This is a genomic window from Marinomonas sp. UCMA 3892 (assembly GCF_012726345.1).
Taxonomy (GTDB): Bacteria; Pseudomonadota; Gammaproteobacteria; order Pseudomonadales; family Marinomonadaceae; genus Marinomonas.
The window spans coordinates 21,681-38,381 of the sequence record NZ_PTXN01000008.1; the positions used below are offsets into that span (position 1 = coordinate 21,681).

The 16,701-nt window shown below is 43.2% G+C and carries 15 protein-coding genes; all 15 read left to right on the plus strand.

The window, feature by feature from the left end; translation table 11 throughout:
• Window positions 1–15 precede the first annotated feature (15 nt).
• Entirely contained in the window at window positions 16–471 is a 456-nt protein-coding gene (mraZ, locus tag B6N13_RS12145; protein ID WP_012070312.1) for a division/cell wall cluster transcriptional repressor MraZ, read from the plus strand.
• Window positions 468–1,406 (plus strand): 16S rRNA (cytosine(1402)-N(4))-methyltransferase RsmH, encoded by a 939-nt coding sequence (gene rsmH, locus B6N13_RS12150; protein ID WP_169459484.1) that lies wholly within the window; start codon window positions 468–470, stop codon window positions 1,404–1,406. Before mraZ ends, rsmH begins: the two co-directional genes overlap by 4 nt.
• Complete coding sequence (gene ftsL, locus B6N13_RS12155; RefSeq protein ID WP_012070310.1) at window positions 1,399–1,677, plus strand: cell division protein FtsL; 279 nt, start codon at window positions 1,399–1,401, stop codon at window positions 1,675–1,677. The genes rsmH and ftsL overlap by 8 nt, the downstream gene beginning before the upstream one ends.
• Entirely contained in the window at window positions 1,674–3,437 is a 1,764-nt protein-coding gene (locus B6N13_RS12160; protein ID WP_012070309.1) for a penicillin-binding protein 2, read from the plus strand. Before ftsL ends, B6N13_RS12160 begins: the two co-directional genes overlap by 4 nt.
• The gene (locus B6N13_RS12165) at window positions 3,438–4,904 is read left to right on the plus strand and encodes a UDP-N-acetylmuramoyl-L-alanyl-D-glutamate--2,6-diaminopimelate ligase (RefSeq protein ID WP_169459485.1); all 1,467 of its coding nucleotides are present in this window, start codon (window positions 3,438–3,440) and stop codon (window positions 4,902–4,904) included.
• Entirely contained in the window at window positions 4,894–6,240 is a 1,347-nt protein-coding gene (gene murF, locus B6N13_RS12170; protein WP_169459486.1) for a UDP-N-acetylmuramoyl-tripeptide--D-alanyl-D-alanine ligase, read from the plus strand. The genes B6N13_RS12165 and murF overlap by 11 nt, the downstream gene beginning before the upstream one ends.
• Window positions 6,241–6,254: 14 nt before the next feature.
• A complete protein-coding gene (mraY, locus tag B6N13_RS12175) occupies window positions 6,255–7,337 on the plus strand; it encodes a phospho-N-acetylmuramoyl-pentapeptide-transferase (protein ID WP_012070306.1) in 1,083 nt (360 codons plus the stop codon).
• Between the two features lie 9 nt (window positions 7,338–7,346).
• Window positions 7,347–8,696, plus strand: a complete 1,350-nt coding sequence (gene murD / locus B6N13_RS12180) for a UDP-N-acetylmuramoyl-L-alanine--D-glutamate ligase (RefSeq protein ID WP_169459487.1) — start codon at window positions 7,347–7,349, stop codon at window positions 8,694–8,696.
• Window positions 8,693–9,886 carry a putative lipid II flippase FtsW gene (gene ftsW, locus B6N13_RS12185; RefSeq protein ID WP_012070304.1) on the plus strand — a complete coding sequence of 398 codons (1,194 nt, stop codon included), beginning with the start codon at window positions 8,693–8,695 and terminating at the stop codon, window positions 9,884–9,886. The genes murD and ftsW overlap by 4 nt, the downstream gene beginning before the upstream one ends.
• Window positions 9,883–10,953, plus strand: a complete 1,071-nt coding sequence (gene murG, locus B6N13_RS12190) for an undecaprenyldiphospho-muramoylpentapeptide beta-N-acetylglucosaminyltransferase (protein WP_169459488.1) — start codon at window positions 9,883–9,885, stop codon at window positions 10,951–10,953. Before ftsW ends, murG begins: the two co-directional genes overlap by 4 nt.
• Window positions 10,953–12,374 carry a UDP-N-acetylmuramate--L-alanine ligase gene (gene murC, locus B6N13_RS12195; protein WP_169459489.1) on the plus strand — a complete coding sequence of 474 codons (1,422 nt, stop codon included), beginning with the start codon at window positions 10,953–10,955 and terminating at the stop codon, window positions 12,372–12,374. Before murG ends, murC begins: the two co-directional genes overlap by 1 nt.
• Window position 12,375: 1 nt before the next feature.
• Complete coding sequence (locus tag B6N13_RS12200; protein ID WP_012070301.1) at window positions 12,376–13,329, plus strand: D-alanine--D-alanine ligase; 954 nt, start codon at window positions 12,376–12,378, stop codon at window positions 13,327–13,329.
• Between the two features lie 3 nt (window positions 13,330–13,332).
• Window positions 13,333–14,013 (plus strand): cell division protein FtsQ/DivIB, encoded by a 681-nt coding sequence (locus B6N13_RS12205; protein WP_012070300.1) that lies wholly within the window; start codon window positions 13,333–13,335, stop codon window positions 14,011–14,013.
• Window positions 14,014–14,088: 75 nt separating this feature from the next.
• Complete coding sequence (ftsA, locus tag B6N13_RS12210; protein WP_012070299.1) at window positions 14,089–15,363, plus strand: cell division protein FtsA; 1,275 nt, start codon at window positions 14,089–14,091, stop codon at window positions 15,361–15,363.
• 39 nt (window positions 15,364–15,402) lie between these two features.
• Window positions 15,403–16,632: a cell division protein FtsZ gene (gene ftsZ, locus B6N13_RS12215; RefSeq protein ID WP_012070298.1), complete on the plus strand. Its 1,230-nt coding sequence runs from the start codon at window positions 15,403–15,405 to the stop codon at window positions 16,630–16,632.
• The last annotated feature ends 69 nt before the right edge of the window (window positions 16,633–16,701 follow it).

Below are 16,701 nucleotides of genomic sequence, written 5' to 3' on the forward strand. Positions count from 1 at the left end.
AAGTGGGATATGGGAATGTTTCGTGGGATTCATCAGGTAAGTGTTGATGCAAAGGGGCGTATGTCCCTGCCAGCACGCTTACGTGATGATCTTGCCCAATATGACGATGATGGTGTGGTTGTAACCATTGATCCTGTTTCTCGATGCTTGTTGCTCTATCCCTTATCTGAATGGGAATTAATTCAGCAGAAATTAGATAAATTGCCCACGTTTCAGCCACAGGCTAGGCGTTTGCAGCGTCTTTTGGTGGGGCATGCAACTGATTTGGAGGTGGATAAAGCAGGACGGATTTTGTTGCCTGCTCCACTGCGTGAATTTGCTCGGTTGGATAAAAAGTTAACGATTCTTGGTCAAGGTAAGAAGTTAGAAATTTGGAGCCAAGAGGAGTGGGAAGCGCAACGTGAAGATTATTTGTCCCAAGATGCTCTTGAGGACTTACAAACTGAAACCATGATGGATATTTCTTTATGACAAAGACGATGGCAGAACACATAAGCGTCATGCTCAATGAGTCCGTCGATATGCTAGTAACCGATATTAATGGTTTATATGTTGATGGGACGTTTGGCCGCGGTGGGCATACTCGTTTGGTTTTGGATCGATTGGATAAAGGCCGATTACTTGGTTTTGATAAAGACCCTGTGGCGATAGGTCATGGCAAGTTGTTAGAGCAAGAAGATGCACGCTTTTCTATCGTGCAAGACAGCTTTGCTAACATGGCTGAACATATTACGAATGTGTTTGGTGTTGATAGGGTCGATGGCGTGATGATGGATTTGGGGGTGTCTTCACCTCAGATTGATGACGCTGAACGTGGTTTTAGTTTCATGAATGACGGTCCGCTTGATATGCGCATGAATCCAGATAAAGGTCAAAGTGCAGCGGAATGGATCGCTACTGTCAGCGAAAAAGACATGGCGGATGTTATGTATCAGTATGGCGAAGAAAGATTTTCTCGCCGTATAGCAAAGGCTATCTGCGAATATCGTTCACATACGCCAATCTTAACAACACTTCAACTTTCAAAAATTATTGCTGAAGCTAATCCAGCTTGGGAGAAAGGCAAAAATCCAGCAACTCGGGCGTTCCAAGGTATTCGTATTTATATTAATAATGAATTAGGTGACTTGGAAATTGGTCTTGAAGCTGCTGCGCAAGCTCTAAAGGTTGGTGGTCGACTAGCGGTTATCAGCTTTCATTCTCTTGAAGATCGTATCGTTAAGCGCTTTATGAAATTGCAAGCGAAAGGACCTGAGTTACCAAGACATTTACCCATTCGAAACGCTCACCTTGATATTAAATTTAAGACGGTAGGTAAGGCGATTAAGCCATCTCAATCAGAAGTGAGTGAGAATGTGCGTTCTCGTAGTGCGGTCTTGCGCGTCTTGGAGCGGGTTGGTGATTAAGGCTCGTTTTTCACCGTTAGTCTTTGCTATCGGTGTTGTTGTTTTGGCGATTGTTTCAATTGCTGTTGTTATTCAAGTCTACGATTTTAGAAAGGATTTCTCTTATCTTCAAACATTGAAGCAGGATGAAGTGGATTATGAAGTGAAATGGGGTCAGTTGCTTCTTGAGCAAAGTGCACTAACCCAGCCAAGTCGCTTAGAGCAGGCGGCAATTAAAGATTTAAAAATGCACGCACCCTCTCAGGATGAATTGATAATAGTGAAACCATGAATATTGAAAACAGTGTTCACACCCCAGGAAAATGGCGCTTTAGATTTGTGTATGGCGTTGCTTTGTTATTATTCCTTATTGCAGGCGGTCGATTATTTTATTTGACTGTTGTTGATAAGGATTTTTTGCAAAACCAAGGCGAGATTAGAGCTGTACGCACAGAAGCCATTCCCGCGACCCGAGGAATGATTTTAGATCGTCGCGGTGAGCCTTTGGCTGTTAGTACGCCAACTTGGACAATAATTGCTAATCCAAGAGCCTTATGGAAGCTTCCTCGAGATCCTTCTTTGAATATTGGTCCAGAACAGGAAATTAAGCGTCTAGCAGAAGTGATGGGGGTTGGACGTGCTTGGCTGCAAGAAAGATTTGAAGCGAATAAGACTCGCTCCTTTATGTATTTGCGTCGTCAAATTCCGCCTCATGAGGCGGATGCGATTATGGCGGCTAATGTTGTTGGAGTGAGTAAGACTAAAGAATATAAACGTTTTTATCCTGCTGGTGAAGTTGCGTCTCATGTCGTTGGCTTTACGAATATTGATGACAAGGGGCAGGAGGGTATAGAGCTTGCCTACGATAAAGCTTTAGAGGGGCAGCCTGGTCGTAGGAGTTATGTGAAGGATCTAACTGGTAATATCATTCGTGGTATTGGTGTTGAAGAGGCGGAGCATCCAGGTGAAAATATTGAACTAAGTATTGATCTTCGATTGCAATATTTGGCTTATAGAGAACTAAAAGCGGCAGTAACAGAGCATCGCGCTACTTCCGCTTCTGCGGTGATATTGGATGTTAAAACGGGTGAGGTTCTGGCAATGGTAAATCAGCCATCCTATAACCCGAATGACCGTTCCAAGTTAGAGTACGAAGAGTTGCGTAACCGCGCAGTTATTGATTTGTTTGAGCCTGGCTCAACTATGAAGCCTTTTACAATCTCGGCGGCGCTGATGTCTGGGCAATACTCCACAGAAAGTACAATCAATACGGCACCTGGTTATTTGCGCTTTGGTCGTTTTACAATACGAGATGCAGCTAATTACGGTGTAATAGACTTTGAAAAGCTATTGATTAAATCGAGTAACGTAGGAGCTTCGAAAATTGCTTTGTCTTTACCTCAGGATGCGGTATGGAATATTGATTATGAATTGGGGATTGGTTCTCCTGTTGGGATAGGCTTTCCTGGAGAGGCAACGGGTGTTTTGCCATCACACCCTAAATGGCATCCATCTGAAATCGCTACTTTATCCTATGGTTACGGCTTGTCTGTGTCTACATTGCAGTTGGCACAGGCTTATATGGTCTTAGCGAATGATGGTTATCGAGTTCCAGTTACTATGTTTAAGCAGGATGCACCACCTGCTGGTAAGCAAGTAATACCAAAAGATGTGGCTCGTTCAGTGGTAAAAATGATGGAAGCGGTTGTGCAGCGAGGCTCAGGTAAAGCGGCGCAAATTCCAGGTTATCGCGTCGCTGGCAAGACTGGTACTGTTCACAAAGTTGGTTCTAAGGGATACGAGTACGATCAGTATATTGCTATGTTTGCTGGGGTTGCGCCTGCAACCAATCCACGATTGGCAATGGTGGTAATGATTAATGACCCAAAAGGTCGTGAATATTATGGTGGTGAAGTTGCTGCGCCAGTATTTTCACGCGTTATGGAGGGGGCGTTAACAACTCTGAATATTTATCCTGATTTGCCAGAAGGGCTCAGAGAAGTTCGCTTGGAGCCTAAAAAAGTACCTTATCAAGTTGTGCAGGGTGGTTAAATGGGGCAAATGACGCATGCTCAACTGCTTAATTTGGCGGGTTATTCTTTGGAGGATAGCTCGCATTCTGCTTTATATAATTGTCTAGAAACTGACAGTCGCAAAGTAGATCAGGAGAGCGTTTTTTTTGCTTTGCCTGGTGTGACTTCAAATGGTTGGGATTATTTAAATGATGTAATCAAGCTAGGTTGTAAGGTCGCGGTGGTTCCTGCAGAATTAAAATTGCAGCGTGATGATATTGAGCTTGTTTCTGTTGCTGATCCCGTAAAGCTTCTGGTGGCTTGCCTGCATGCCTTTTTTGGAAAAATGCCTTCCCAAATGGTTGCAGTAACCGGAACAAATGGAAAGTCTTCAATTTGTTTTTATATTGCTCAACTTGCTAAATATATTGGTTTTTCTAGTGGGCTGGTTGGGACCTTTGGTGTTGGTCCATTGGATAGACTGTCAGAGGCGAAGCAGACTACGCCAGATCTTCTTTCAATGCATCGTGCCTTGATGAAAATGGCTGAGGAGGGCGTGGATTTTGTTGCCTTCGAAGCTTCTTCTCATGCATTGGATCAAGGTCGTATTGAAGGTGTGCCATTTCAAACAGCTGTTTTTTCAAATCTTTCCCGTGATCATCTTGATTATCATGGTGATATGAACTCCTACGCTTTGGCTAAGCGTCGTTTGTTTTCCTTTGAGCGTGTATCTCATTCTATATTTTGTCTTGATGATGGTTATGCTGGGTTTATGGCGGAGGGCGCGGCTAGGTCGAGCTGTCATTACTATAGTGAGCAAGATTCTAGGGCTGATTTTTATGTAAAGCAGTTAATGCTTGAGCCTTCTGGGTGTCGATTTGTTCTATGTCATCCTGGTGGTGATACTCCAGTCTTTTTGCCTTTATTGGGGCGTTTTAATGTGCAGAATGCTTTGGCTGCGTTTGCCAGTCTTTGGTATGGCGTGGATGACAAAGCAACTTTAATTCGTGGTTTGTCTACCTTAACTGGGGCGCCTGGGCGAATGGATAAAGTTCAATTACCAAATGCTCCGCTGGTTGTTGTGGATTTCGCGCATACTGCGGATGCGTTAGAAGTCGCTTTGCAGGCGGTAAAAGAGCACACCAATGGACGTTTAATCTGTGTATTTGGTTGTGGTGGAGATAGGGACAGAGGTAAGCGTCCCTTGATGATGGCGGCCGCAATGAAAAATGCAGATTATGTATGGCTTACGTCAGATAATCCTCGTACTGAGTCTATCGAGCAAATTTTTTCTGATGTATTGGCGCAGACAAGTAAAGATGCCGCGTTTAGTTTTGAGCCGGATCGTCGAATGGCTATACATCAAGCGATTTTATCTTCAGGACCTGAGGATGTGATTTTAATCGCTGGAAAAGGACATGAAACCTATCAAGATATTCAAGGTGTTAAGTATCATTTTAATGACAAAGAAGAGGCGCTAAAAGCGTTAGAAACTTATGTTAATTAACCTTACTCTCTCAGATATTGCCAAAGCTTGTGATGGTGAGCTTATTGGCGAGGATTGCTCTTTAAATGCTGTGGTAACGGATACTAGAAAAATAGTGTCAGGTTGTCTATTTGTTGCATTAAAGGGTGAACGTTTTGATGGCCATGATTATATAGGGCAAGCGGTTCAAGGGGGTGCAGTTGGCGTTGTCTCTGACCGAGTTGTCGATGTGCCTAATTATGTCAAAGTTGTTGATACTACATTGGCTTATGGTGTGATTGCTCGTTTGATTCGGGATGCTTTTAAGGGACCAGTTGTATGTATTACCGGCAGTAATGGTAAAACAACCGTAAAAGATTGGTTGGCTCAGTCCCTTACGGATAAAAATGTGTTAAAAACACGCGCCAATTTGAACAATCAAATAGGTGTGCCACAAACGCTTCTTGAGTTAGATGCTGATAATGATGTTGCAGTTATAGAGGCGGGAACTAGTTTTACTGGCGAAATTCCTCTGCTGGCTAAGGTTGCGTTTCCAGACATCGTTATATTGACGAATGCCACTGGAAGTCATTTTGAAGGGTTGGGTGGTATTGAGGATATTGCAAAAGAAAAAGGAGCGTTGATTTCAGGCTCCTCGCCCAATGCTAGTGTAGTCCTAAATTCTGATGATGAGTACTTCGATTATTGGTGTGGTTTAGCTGGAGATCGTCAGGTTTATTCTTTTGGATTTACTGAATCTGCAGATCTTTATGCATCTGATATTGAGTTGGGTGCTGAGTCAAGTTTAGCTATGTTTCATTATGATGGGATGGCTCAATTAGTCACTATTGCTGGAGCTGGAAAACATCAAATTGCAAATGGTATGGCCGTTGTTCTAGCGATGTTGATAATTGGGATTGATTTTAAGCAAGCGGCTGATAAATTAGCCTCCCCTGTGTTAGTTTCTGGACGATTAGAGCGGCTTAAGACAAAAAATGGCGCTCTATTAATTAATGATTGTTACAATGCCAGCCCAAAGTCTGTTGAGGCTGCTATTGATGTGCTTTCAATCCAGTCAGTAGAGGAAACTTGGTTGATTTTAGGCGGGTTAGCTGAGCTCGGTGCTCAACGAGATGACATTCATCACAGCTTAGGGATATATGCTAAAAACAAAGGGATTTCGTGTTTGATTTGTGTCGGTCCCGTAGCAAGTATTGCAGGTGCTGCTTTTAGAAGTAAAGGTGGTAACGCTATTTATTGCAATACTCATAATGAAGCGGCGACAGTGGTTCGCCCGCTAGATAAAAAACACGCTATTTTAGTCAAAGGTTCTCGTTCGGCTAAGATGGAAAATGTCATTGAAGCACTAATTAATTAGGATATTCCCTACCGATGTTACTTCTGTTAACGGCTTATTTAAGTAAATATCATACATTTTTTACGGTATTTAATTACTTGTCTTTACGCGCCATTTTGGGTGTTCTCACTGCCTTGGCTATTTCGCTATTAGTTGGCAATAAGGTTATTGTTTTGTTACAGCGCTTGCAAATTGGTCAGGCGGTTCGTAGTGATGGACCTCAGACTCATTTGTCAAAAGCTGGTACGCCAACCATGGGTGGCGCGCTTATTATTTTTTCGATTTCTGTTAGTACTCTTTTGTGGGGGGATTTGCGTAATCAATACGTTTGGGTTGTTTTATTGGTTATGTTGGCATTTGGTGTTGTTGGCTGGGTTGATGATTATCGAAAAGTGGTGGAGAAAAATCCACGCGGTCTTCCTGGTCGATGGAAATATTTTTGGCAAAGCGTATTTGGTTTAGCTGCTGCATTTTATTTGTATTACACAGCAAGTACGCCTGCCGAAACAGCCTTAATTGTGCCTCTTTTCAAAGATGTGGCTATTCCTCTAGGTATGTTTTTTATTGTGCTGACGTATTTCGTTATTGTCGGTACCAGTAATGCGGTGAATTTAACCGATGGCCTAGATGGTCTAGCGATTTTGCCAACCGTTTTAGTTGGTGGTGCTCTCGGTGTATTTGCGTATTTAACAGGTAATATCCGCTTTGCGGATTATCTGCTTATTCCTTATGTGCATGGTTCGGGTGAGTTACTGGTGTTCTGCGCCGCTCTTGCAGGTGCGGGATTAGGCTTTTTATGGTTTAACACTTATCCAGCACAAATTTTTATGGGGGATGTGGGCTCTTTAGCTTTAGGTGCCGCATTAGGAACGATTGCAGTAATCGTCCGCCAAGAGTTGGTGTTGTTCATTATGGGTGGTGTTTTTGTTATGGAGACGGTATCTGTCATATTGCAGGTCGCGTCCTATAAATTAACCAAACGACGAATATTTAGAATGGCACCTATTCATCACCATTTTGAATTGAAAGGTTGGGCCGAACCAAAAGTCATTGTGCGTTTTTGGATTATCACGGTCTGCCTTGTTTTAGTTGGTTTTGCTACTTTAAAAGTGCGTTAGGAGATTTGCATGTCGTTGATCGGGTCAGATCGGGTAAGAGCCGTTGTCGGCTTGGGTGCGACAGGCTTGTCTTGCGTACGCTTTTTAGCAAGCAAGGGGATTGAGTTTTATGTGGTGGATTCTCGTGAGAATCCACCAGGGCTTGAGCAAGCCAAAGAGTTTTGTTCTGAAGATCGAATATTTACTGGCAGCTTAGATGTACTTGAAACTCTAGGGGTGACTGAATTATTTGTAAGCCCTGGGATTGCCTTGCGTACACCTGTTCTAGCGCGTTTGGCTGAGCGCGGTGTGGCTATGCGTGGTGACATCGATCTGTTTTGCGATTATGTTGATGCGCCTTTTGTGGCAATAACTGGTTCTAATGCGAAAAGTACGGTTACGACCTTAGTGGCTATGTTGCTACAGGCAAGCGGTAAAAATGCTATAGCTGGTGGAAACCTAGGTTTGCCTGCTTTGGATCTGTTGGCTCCAAATATTGATTTCTATGTGTTGGAATTATCAAGTTTTCAGCTTGAGACGACCCATGCACTTCAGGCTGATTTGGCCTGTCTTCTTAATGTTTCTGAAGATCATATGGATCGTTATAAAGATCTTTATGAATATCAACGTGCAAAACAGAAAGTCTATCGCGGTTGTAAAGCGGCAGTTTGTAATAAGCAGGATATTTTAACTGCGCCATTGTTGGCGGAAGGGGTTCCTGTACGCGCTTTTACAACAAAAAGCCCTGATTTAAAAGAATACGGTATGCTCAAAGATGAGGATGGCTCTTGGTTATGCCGTGGCGTTGAGCGCCTTTATCATACATCTCAAATAGCCTTAAAAGGTTCTCACAATCACGCCAATGTGCTTGCGGCTCTAGCTATGCTGGAATTGCTGGGTGTAGATATTGTTTCTGACGGTGTGGCTAAGGTGTTGAAAGAGTTTGGCGGTTTGCCTCATCGTTGCGAAACAGTTCGTGTTTTTAATGGCGTGACCTATATTAATGATTCAAAAGGCACCAATGTTGGCGCGACGTTAGCTGCGCTTCAAGGGCTTGGATCAAGTGCTAATAAAAATATTTTACTTATCGCTGGCGGTGAAGGGAAAGGTGCTGATTTTAGTGCTCTTGCTAAACCAGTAAATAATTTAGTGCGCACTGTATATTTGTTTGGGAAAGATGCTGACCGTATTGCTGAGGTTTTGCCTTCAAACACAGACGTGAAGCACTTTGATACGTTAGACCAGATTGTGGCTAGTATTGGGCAGGATAGTAAAGAGGGAGAAATCGTTTTATTTTCGCCAGCTTGTGCCAGTTTAGATATGTATAAAAACTATGAAATGCGCGGCGCACATTTTGCCCGCTTGGTTGCTGAGTTATGACATGGCTAAAAGTATTTGATCGAGTGTCCATTCGTGAATTTGCTCAGGTAGATGCTGTTTTTGTCGCTGCTGTTATTTCTATCTTGGCGCTAGGGATGGTTATGGTCTCTAGTGCTTCTATCTCTATTTCTGAAACGATTCACGGGCATCCTTACTTCTTTATGGGAAGGCAGGCTTTGTACCTTATAGTCGGTCTGGTGTTTGGTTGGGTTTTATTGTCCCTGCCAACACATCAGTTGCAGAAATGGGGTATTTTGATGATGGGTTTGTCTCTTATCTTGCTTATTCTTGTGCTTATGCCTGGGATTGGGAAAAGCGTTAATGGTAGTCGCCGTTGGATTAATTTGGTGGTGTTTAACCTGCAAGCTTCAGAAGTCGCAAAAGTTTGTATGGTGGTTTATGTTTCTGGTTATTTAGTGCGAAGGGCAGACCGCGTTAGAGAGGGGTGGGTTGGTTTCGTTCTTCCGCTTTGTCTTTGTAGTATTTTTCTTTTGTTTTTGCTTTTTGAGCCAGATTTCGGTGCGTCTGTAGTGTTGCTGGGTACAGTGATGGTGTTGCTGTTTTTGGGCGGTGCTCCCTTGTATCAGTTTTTGCTATTAATGGTTGGTGCCGTTTCGATGTTGGGCGTTGTTGCTATTTCTGAAAGTTATCGGCTAAAGCGCTTGATGAATTTTATAGATCCTTGGGCGGATCCTTTTAATGAAGGGTATCAACTTAGTCAGGCTTTAATCGCTTATGGTCGTGGTGAATGGTTTGGCTTGGGGTTGGGTAACAGCGTTCAAAAGCTATCTTATCTGCCTGAAGCTCATACAGACTTTGTGTTTTCTATTTGGGTTGAAGAAACGGGCATGTTCGGCGGTTTGTTGTTGATATGTTTGTTTGCGCTAATGGTTGCTCGTGCCTTTAAAATTGGTCGTCAAGCCATGGCGTTATCTCGACCGTTTGCAGCTTATATGTGTTTTGGTTTTTCAATTCTTATTTTAGCTCAAGTTATTATCAATATAGGTGTAAATACCGGATTTTTGCCTACTAAAGGGCTTACTTTGCCATTGATTAGTTATGGTGGGAGTAGCCTCATAATTACTCTTGGGAGTTTGTTTGTTGTAGCGCGTGTCGATATTGAGAATAGACGGGCAGAGAAAGGTGGTGGCTCTGATGAGTCGACGAAAATGAAAGAGAGTTTGAAATGAGCAGTGTCAAAAGAGTCGTTATAATGGCTGGCGGAACAGGTGGTCATATCTATCCAGCATTGGCTTGTGCTCAAATTTTTAAGGATAAAGGTGCTGACGTTCAATGGCTTGGCTCTAAAGGTGGGATGGAGGAAACTCTTGTACCTAAACATGATATAGCATTGCATTCTTTATCTATTAAAGGAGTGAGAGGTAAAGGGGTATTAGGTCTCTTGATCGCTCCTTTTAGGATTTTGCATGCTATTGGCCAGGCGGTGGCTGTTTTGCAAAAAATTAAGCCTGATGTCGTTCTAGGTATGGGTGGGTTTGTTGCAGGTCCTGGTGGCGTGGCTGCTAAGTTATTGGGTATCCCCTTAGTAGTTCATGAGCAGAATGCCGTAGCTGGTACTACCAATAGGTTACTCTCTAAAGTAGCAAGTTTAAGGTTGCAGGCTTTTGATGGTGCACTACCTAACGCTATTAGCGTTGGTAATCCAATTCGAAGCGATATTTTGGAGCAGCGTGTACGAGTATCAAGAAGTGGTACTGCAAGGCCTTTGCGATTGCTTGTTGTTGGTGGGAGTTTAGGGGCCAAAGCGATTAATGATGTCATGCCTCAGGTTTTAGCTGAATGGCCTTTTCCACAGCGTTTGGATGTTTGGCATCAAACTGGTATTCGTAACTTTGAAGCGGTATCGGCGTTATATAAAGAGACAGGAGTGGAAGCTCGGGTTGAGGCCTACCTAGATAATATGGATCAAGCATATTACTGGGCTGATGTAGTTTTGTGTCGGGCTGGAGCTATGACAGTAAGTGAGTTGGCTGTGGCAGGTTTGCCTTCTATTCTAGTCCCTTACCCACATGCTATAGATGATCATCAAACGGCAAATGCGCGTTATTTAGAAAATGTTGGGGCGGCGTATTTGTTGCCGCAATCACAGTTAAGTTGTGAAAGAATTATATCTTTGCTTTCAGGTTTTGTAGAAAGTGAAGAGACATTATTGAAAATGGGTGAGCAGGCCAAGCTGGTTGCTCGTCCAAATGCGACGCAAGATGTTGTTGCACACTGTTTAAGGTTAATAAAATAATGATTGATATTAAAGCTCAGTACGATATTCCAACGATGCGCCGTATTCAAAACATCCACTTTATTGGTATTGGTGGTGTTGGTATGTGTGGTATTGCAGAGGTGTTGCATAACCAAGGTTATCAAGTTTCAGGGTCTGATCTTAAGGCGTCATCTACAACGGAGCGTTTAGAAGAGCTGGGTATTAAGATCTATCTAGGGCATTTAGAAGAAAACGTTTATAACGCCCATGTGATAGTGGTATCTACCGCAATAAATGAGCAAAACCCAGAAATTATCTGGGGTAAAGAGCATAGAATTCCGATTGTTCGAAGAGCAGAAATGCTGGCTGAATTAATGCGTTATCGCCATGGTATTGCTGTTGCTGGGACGCATGGTAAAACAACGACTACGAGCTTGATGGCTTCTATATTAGCGGCTACTGGTGAGGCGCCAACATTTGTTATTGGTGGGCGTTTAACCAGTGCTGGAGCAAATGCACAATTGGGTAGCAGTGCTTATCTTGTTGCTGAGGCAGATGAAAGTGATGCGTCATTCCTGCATTTGCAACCACAGACGGTGATAGTCACTAATATCGATGAAGATCACATGGATACCTATGATGGTGATTTTGAAAAAGTTAAACATACCTTTATTGAGTTCGTACATAACCTGCCTTTTTATGGTTTAGCTGTGTTATGTGTTGATGATGAGAATGTTCGTGAAATTCTGCCTACTTTGAGTCGCCCAGTATTAACATACGGTATCGATCAAGAAGCGGATTTTTATGCGACAGAGATAGTGCAAACAGGCCGTTATTGTGAGTTTTTGGCGCATCGCCCTGAAGGTGAGCCGCTGAAAATTCGCTTACCAATGCCGGGTCGTCACAACGTACTTAATGCGCTTGCCACAATTGCGGTAGCGACTGATTTGGGTGTTGATGCCTCTGCTATTCAAGCCGGCCTAATGGGCTTTGAAGGTGTGGGACGTCGTTTCCAAGAGCAAAAACCTTTGGCGTTGCCAAATGGTTCGAATGTCATGTTTGTTGATGACTATGGTCATCACCCTAGTGAAGTATTGGCAACTATTAAGGCGATCCGTGCAGGTTGGCCTGAGAAGCGCTTGGTCATGGTTTATCAGCCGCATCGTTATACTCGAACACGTGATTTGTATGAAGATTTTGTGCGAGTTTTGTCTCAAGTGGACGTTTTGCTCTTATTGGATGTTTACTCCGCTGGTGAGGCGCCTATCAATGGTGCTGACAGTCGCTCTTTATGTGGCAGTATTCGTCAGCGCGGCAATGTTGACCCAATTCATGTTGGTAGTGAGGCAGATTTACGCTCTATTTTGAGTAATGTTTTGCGTGAAGGCGATTTATTGATTACGCAAGGTGCTGGTGATATCGGTATGGTTTCTAAAAACTTATCTGTAAGCGGAATTTAATATGTCTAAAACACTAAAAGAATCCGTTATTGCCGTAATTTATGGCGGTCGTTCTGCGGAGCGCGAAGTTTCATTGCAAAGTGGTCCTTTGGTTGCTGAAGGGTTGCGAGCAAAAGGTTATCAAGTTGTTGAGCTAGATTTGTATGGGTCTAATGCTGCATTGGATCCTATTGTTCAATTGCAGTCTATTGAGTTTGATCTTGCTTTCATCGCCTTGCATGGTGGGGAGGGAGAGGATGGTCGAGTTCAGGCTTTGCTTGAGATGTTTGGTAAGCCGTATACTGGTAGTTCGCCTTTAGCCTGTGGTTTGGCTATGGATAAAGTCTTAACTAAGCGTTTTTGGAATGGTATTGGCATTCCGACTCCTGCTTATTTATCTTTTGTTGATCACGCTAATGCGGATCTAATCGAGGAGCAGATGTCTTATCCAGTGATAGTCAAGCCTTCTAGGGAGGGTTCAACCATTGGTATTAACAAAGCTATGAATAGAGCTGAGCTTGACGATGCTTTGATAAAGGCGCTTGAGTATGACTCTGATATTTTGGTTGAGGAATTTATCGATGGGCCTGAATTTACTGTTACGGTTATCGATGATGTCGCCTATCCGCCAATAGGTTTGAAGCCTGCACCAGATCATAAGCTTTATGATTATGAGGCTAAATATATAGCGGATGATACCGAGTATCTGCTGCCTTGTGGTTTGGATGAGGATGATGAAAACGAGTTGCAAATGCTGGCTCTGGATGCATATCGTTCACTGGGTTGCTTTGGCTGGGGGCGTGTTGACGTGATGCGAGATCAAGCTGGTGTATTTTGGGTGTTGGAAGTTAACACTGCACCAGGTATGACGTCTCATAGCTTAGTGCCTATGGCAGCTAAGTATGTGGGTATTGATTATGCGTCACTTGTGGAGAAAATTGCGCAAAATGCTTGGGATAAAGTAGGGCGTAATTGATTTATGAGGATAGCGGCACTAATCGGGGCAGTTTTATTGATATTGGTGGCTGCTTTTCAGGGAAATGATTCGCCTGAGACTTGGTTTGCTATTCAGAAGATTGAGATTAAGGGTGATTTGAAGTATGCAACTGAAGAGGAGTTGCAATCCGACTATTCTTCTTTGCTTGGGCAGAGCCTTCTGAGTGTTTCTTTGTCTGATGCTTTGGCTACTGTTTTGTCATCTGAATGGGTGGCAAGCGCAGAGATTCGTAAAGTTTGGCCAAATACGTTGCAGGTGCTTGTTCATGAACATACGCCTCTTGCATACTGGGGGGATGGGCAATTGATATCCACCTCGGCGGTAGTTATTACGCCACCTAAGGTGCCTGATTTGCCGCTTACTAGATTGTATGGCCCTGAAGACTCAAGTGATGTTGTGTTAGAGCAGTTTGGATTGGTTAGTCAGGTGCTTGCTTCGACGTCTCTACGTGTTTCCACACTTACCTTAGAACCAAGGGGGGCGTGGAGTATTATTTTTACCAATGGTATAGCGGTGAAATTGGGTAGAGAAGAGATTTTAGAAAGATTGCAGCGCTTTATAGCTGTGTATAAAAGTGATTTATCGGGTAGAATAGACCAGATAACGTCAGTTGACGCTCGCTATCCTCATGGGGTGGCTGTAGGTTGGAAAAAAAATAAATGAAATTGGCCTGTTTGTTGCTTTTTTATACAGCGAAGAGCGTCTTTTCAAAACAACACGTAATACCGGGAAGGTGAAATGATAGTCGGTTTGGATGTAGGCACATCGAAAGTTATCTGTTTGGTTGGCGAAGTTCTAGCTGATGGTAGTTTGGAAATTGTCGGTATTGGCTCTCATAGTTCAAAAGGTATGAAACGTGGTGTTGTAATAAACATTGAGTCAACAGTTCAGTCAATCCAGCGTGCTGTCGAAGAAGCTGAATTGATGGCTGGATGTAACATACACTCAGTTTATGTCAGTGTTGCTGGTAGTCATATTCGTAGTTTGAATTCTCATGGCATCGTTGCAGTCAAAAATGGTGAAGTTCAAAAAGAAGATATAGATCGAGTTATTGATGCTGCTCAGGCTGTGCCTATTTCTTCTGATCAGCGAGTGTTGCATATTTTGCCTCAGGAGTATCACATTGATTCTCAAGAGGGTATTAAAGATCCTCTTGGTATGTCGGGTGTTCGACTTGAAGCGAATGTGCATTTGATTTCTGGTGCTGTTAACGCTGTGATGAACGTTGAGAAGTGTATTAAGCGGTGTGGCTTAGGGGTAGATGGTGTCATCTTATCTCAGCTTGCTTCTAGTGAATCTTCACTGAGTGAAGATGAAAAAGATTTAGGTGTTTGCTTGATTGATATCGGCGCAGGAACGTCTGATATTGCTGTCTGGATTGATGGTGCCTTGCATCATACTGCAGTTGTTCCAGTTGCTGGTGATCAGGTTACAAATGATATTTCGATGGCTTTGCGCACGCCAACTCAGCATGCGGAAGAAATCAAAGTGAAATATGCTTGTGCCATGTCTTCTATGGCGTCTGCAGATCAAGTTCTTCAGGTGCCAAGTGTTGGTGATCGTCAGCCAAGATCAATCACTCGTCATGCTTTGACAGAGGTTGTTGAGGCGAGATATGAAGAAATTTATAATTTAATTCTGGATGAATTAAGGCGTAGTGGTTATGCGGAGCGTATCCCTGCAGGTATTGTAATTACTGGTGGTACGTCGCTTATGGAGGGAGCATCAGAGTTGGCTGAGAAGGTATTTCAGATGCCAGTTCGATTATCTTTACCAGATTGCACTAAAGGAATGTCTGACATTGTCGATAACCCGATATATTCAACAAGTGTTGGATTATTGGCTTATGGTAGTAAAGAGGCTGAAGTAACCGAGATCTCGAAGCGGATGATGTCTAAGACGCAAACTAAACGAGAATCATCAGTTCTGGTTCCTAAAAAAGAAATCGGGCCATCCTTCAGTGCAACGAAGGCATGGCAAAAATTAAAGCACTGGTTTCAGAGTTATATTTAGTCAGAATTGATTGTGAATTTATTGAGGAGCGATAAGCCCATGAATGTCTTTGATTTAGCCGAAGATAATTTATCAGATAATGCCGTTATTAAAGTTATCGGTGTTGGTGGCGGCGGCGGCAATGCTGTACGTCATATGCTTGAAAATCGATTGGAAGGTGTTGAGTTCATTTGTGCAAACACTGACTCTAAAGCGCTGATAGGTTTTGAGACTGGAGTTTCTTTGCAATTAGGTTCAACCATCACTAAGGGGTTGGGTGCTGGGGCAAATCCAGAAGTAGGTAGGGATTCTGCTTTAGAAGACCAAGAGAAAATTACTCAGTTGTTGACGGGTGCGGATATGGTGTTCATCACTGCTGGTATGGGTGGTGGAACAGGTACAGGTGCGGCACCAGTTATTGCGAAAGTGGCACGTGAGTTAGGTATTTTGACGGTAGCGGTTGTTACTAAACCTTTTCCTTTTGAAGGTCGCCGTCGCGCAAGAGTTGCTGAGGATGGAGTTAGGGAGTTGCGTGAAAATGTCGATTCTTTGATTACCGTTCCTAATGAACGTCTCTTGCCAGTACTAGGTAAAAATATTTCATTGCTGAAGGCATTTGGCGAAGCAAACAATGTTTTGTTTAATGCGGTTCAGGGTATTACCGATTTGATTATGAGGCCTGGTCTAATCAACGTCGACTTTGCAGATGTAAGAACGGTTATGTCTGAGATGGGGATGGCGATGATGGGGACTGGGTCTGCATCTGGCGAGGATAGAGCTAGGGTGGCTGCTGAAGCTGCAATACACAATCCATTGCTTGAGGATATCAACCTTAGAGGCGCGCGTGGCGTGCTGGTAAACATTACAGCTAACGAAGAAGTTGGTTTGTCTGAATTTACTGAGGTTGGTGGCATTATTGAAGAATATGCATCGGAAGATGCTACTGTCGTGATTGGTTGTGCAATTGATCCTAGTGTAGGTGATGAGATGCGAGTCACGGTAGTTGCAACTGGTTTAGAGGGTCGCTCTGCAGGTGAAATGAAGTCTGCTGTTGGTGAATCTGTTGTCTCTCAGCCGGTTATGGCAAAGGTCGAGCAAGTTGTTGAAAGTGAGAACTCTAAAATGGCTGTTGCTCAATCTGTGCCGAAGCCTTCACAGCATGTGAAAGCGGAAGTGGTAGAGAAAAGCTTGGATGAAAAGAAAGAGTCTGTAGATTCTGCCTCTATTTCAAGTGGCGATAAATTATCGTATTTGGACATTCCAGCATTTTTGCGTCGTCAAGCGGACTAGTTTGAGTAAAAACGATGCAATATCAAGGCGTTGGATTGTATAAAAAATGTGTTATTGATACTATTTTTC

Coding starts and splice junctions, on each gene's coding strand:
- mraZ (WP_012070312.1), top strand. CDS start 16: ATGTTTCGTGGGATTCATCAGGTAAGTGTTGATGCAAAGGGGCGTATG.
- rsmH (WP_169459484.1), top strand. CDS start 468: ATGACAAAGACGATGGCAGAACACATAAGCGTCATGCTCAATGAGTCC.
- B6N13_RS12160 (WP_012070309.1), top strand. CDS start 1,674: ATGAATATTGAAAACAGTGTTCACACCCCAGGAAAATGGCGCTTTAGA.
- B6N13_RS12165 (WP_169459485.1), top strand. CDS start 3,438: ATGGGGCAAATGACGCATGCTCAACTGCTTAATTTGGCGGGTTATTCT.
- murF (WP_169459486.1), top strand. CDS start 4,894: ATGTTAATTAACCTTACTCTCTCAGATATTGCCAAAGCTTGTGATGGT.
- mraY (WP_012070306.1), top strand. CDS start 6,255: ATGTTACTTCTGTTAACGGCTTATTTAAGTAAATATCATACATTTTTT.
- murD (WP_169459487.1), top strand. CDS start 7,347: ATGTCGTTGATCGGGTCAGATCGGGTAAGAGCCGTTGTCGGCTTGGGT.
- ftsW (WP_012070304.1), top strand. CDS start 8,693: ATGACATGGCTAAAAGTATTTGATCGAGTGTCCATTCGTGAATTTGCT.
- murG (WP_169459488.1), top strand. CDS start 9,883: ATGAGCAGTGTCAAAAGAGTCGTTATAATGGCTGGCGGAACAGGTGGT.
- murC (WP_169459489.1), top strand. CDS start 10,953: ATGATTGATATTAAAGCTCAGTACGATATTCCAACGATGCGCCGTATT.
- B6N13_RS12200 (WP_012070301.1), top strand. CDS start 12,376: ATGTCTAAAACACTAAAAGAATCCGTTATTGCCGTAATTTATGGCGGT.
- B6N13_RS12205 (WP_012070300.1), top strand. CDS start 13,333: ATGAGGATAGCGGCACTAATCGGGGCAGTTTTATTGATATTGGTGGCT.
- ftsA (WP_012070299.1), top strand. CDS start 14,089: ATGATAGTCGGTTTGGATGTAGGCACATCGAAAGTTATCTGTTTGGTT.
- ftsZ (WP_012070298.1), top strand. CDS start 15,403: ATGAATGTCTTTGATTTAGCCGAAGATAATTTATCAGATAATGCCGTT.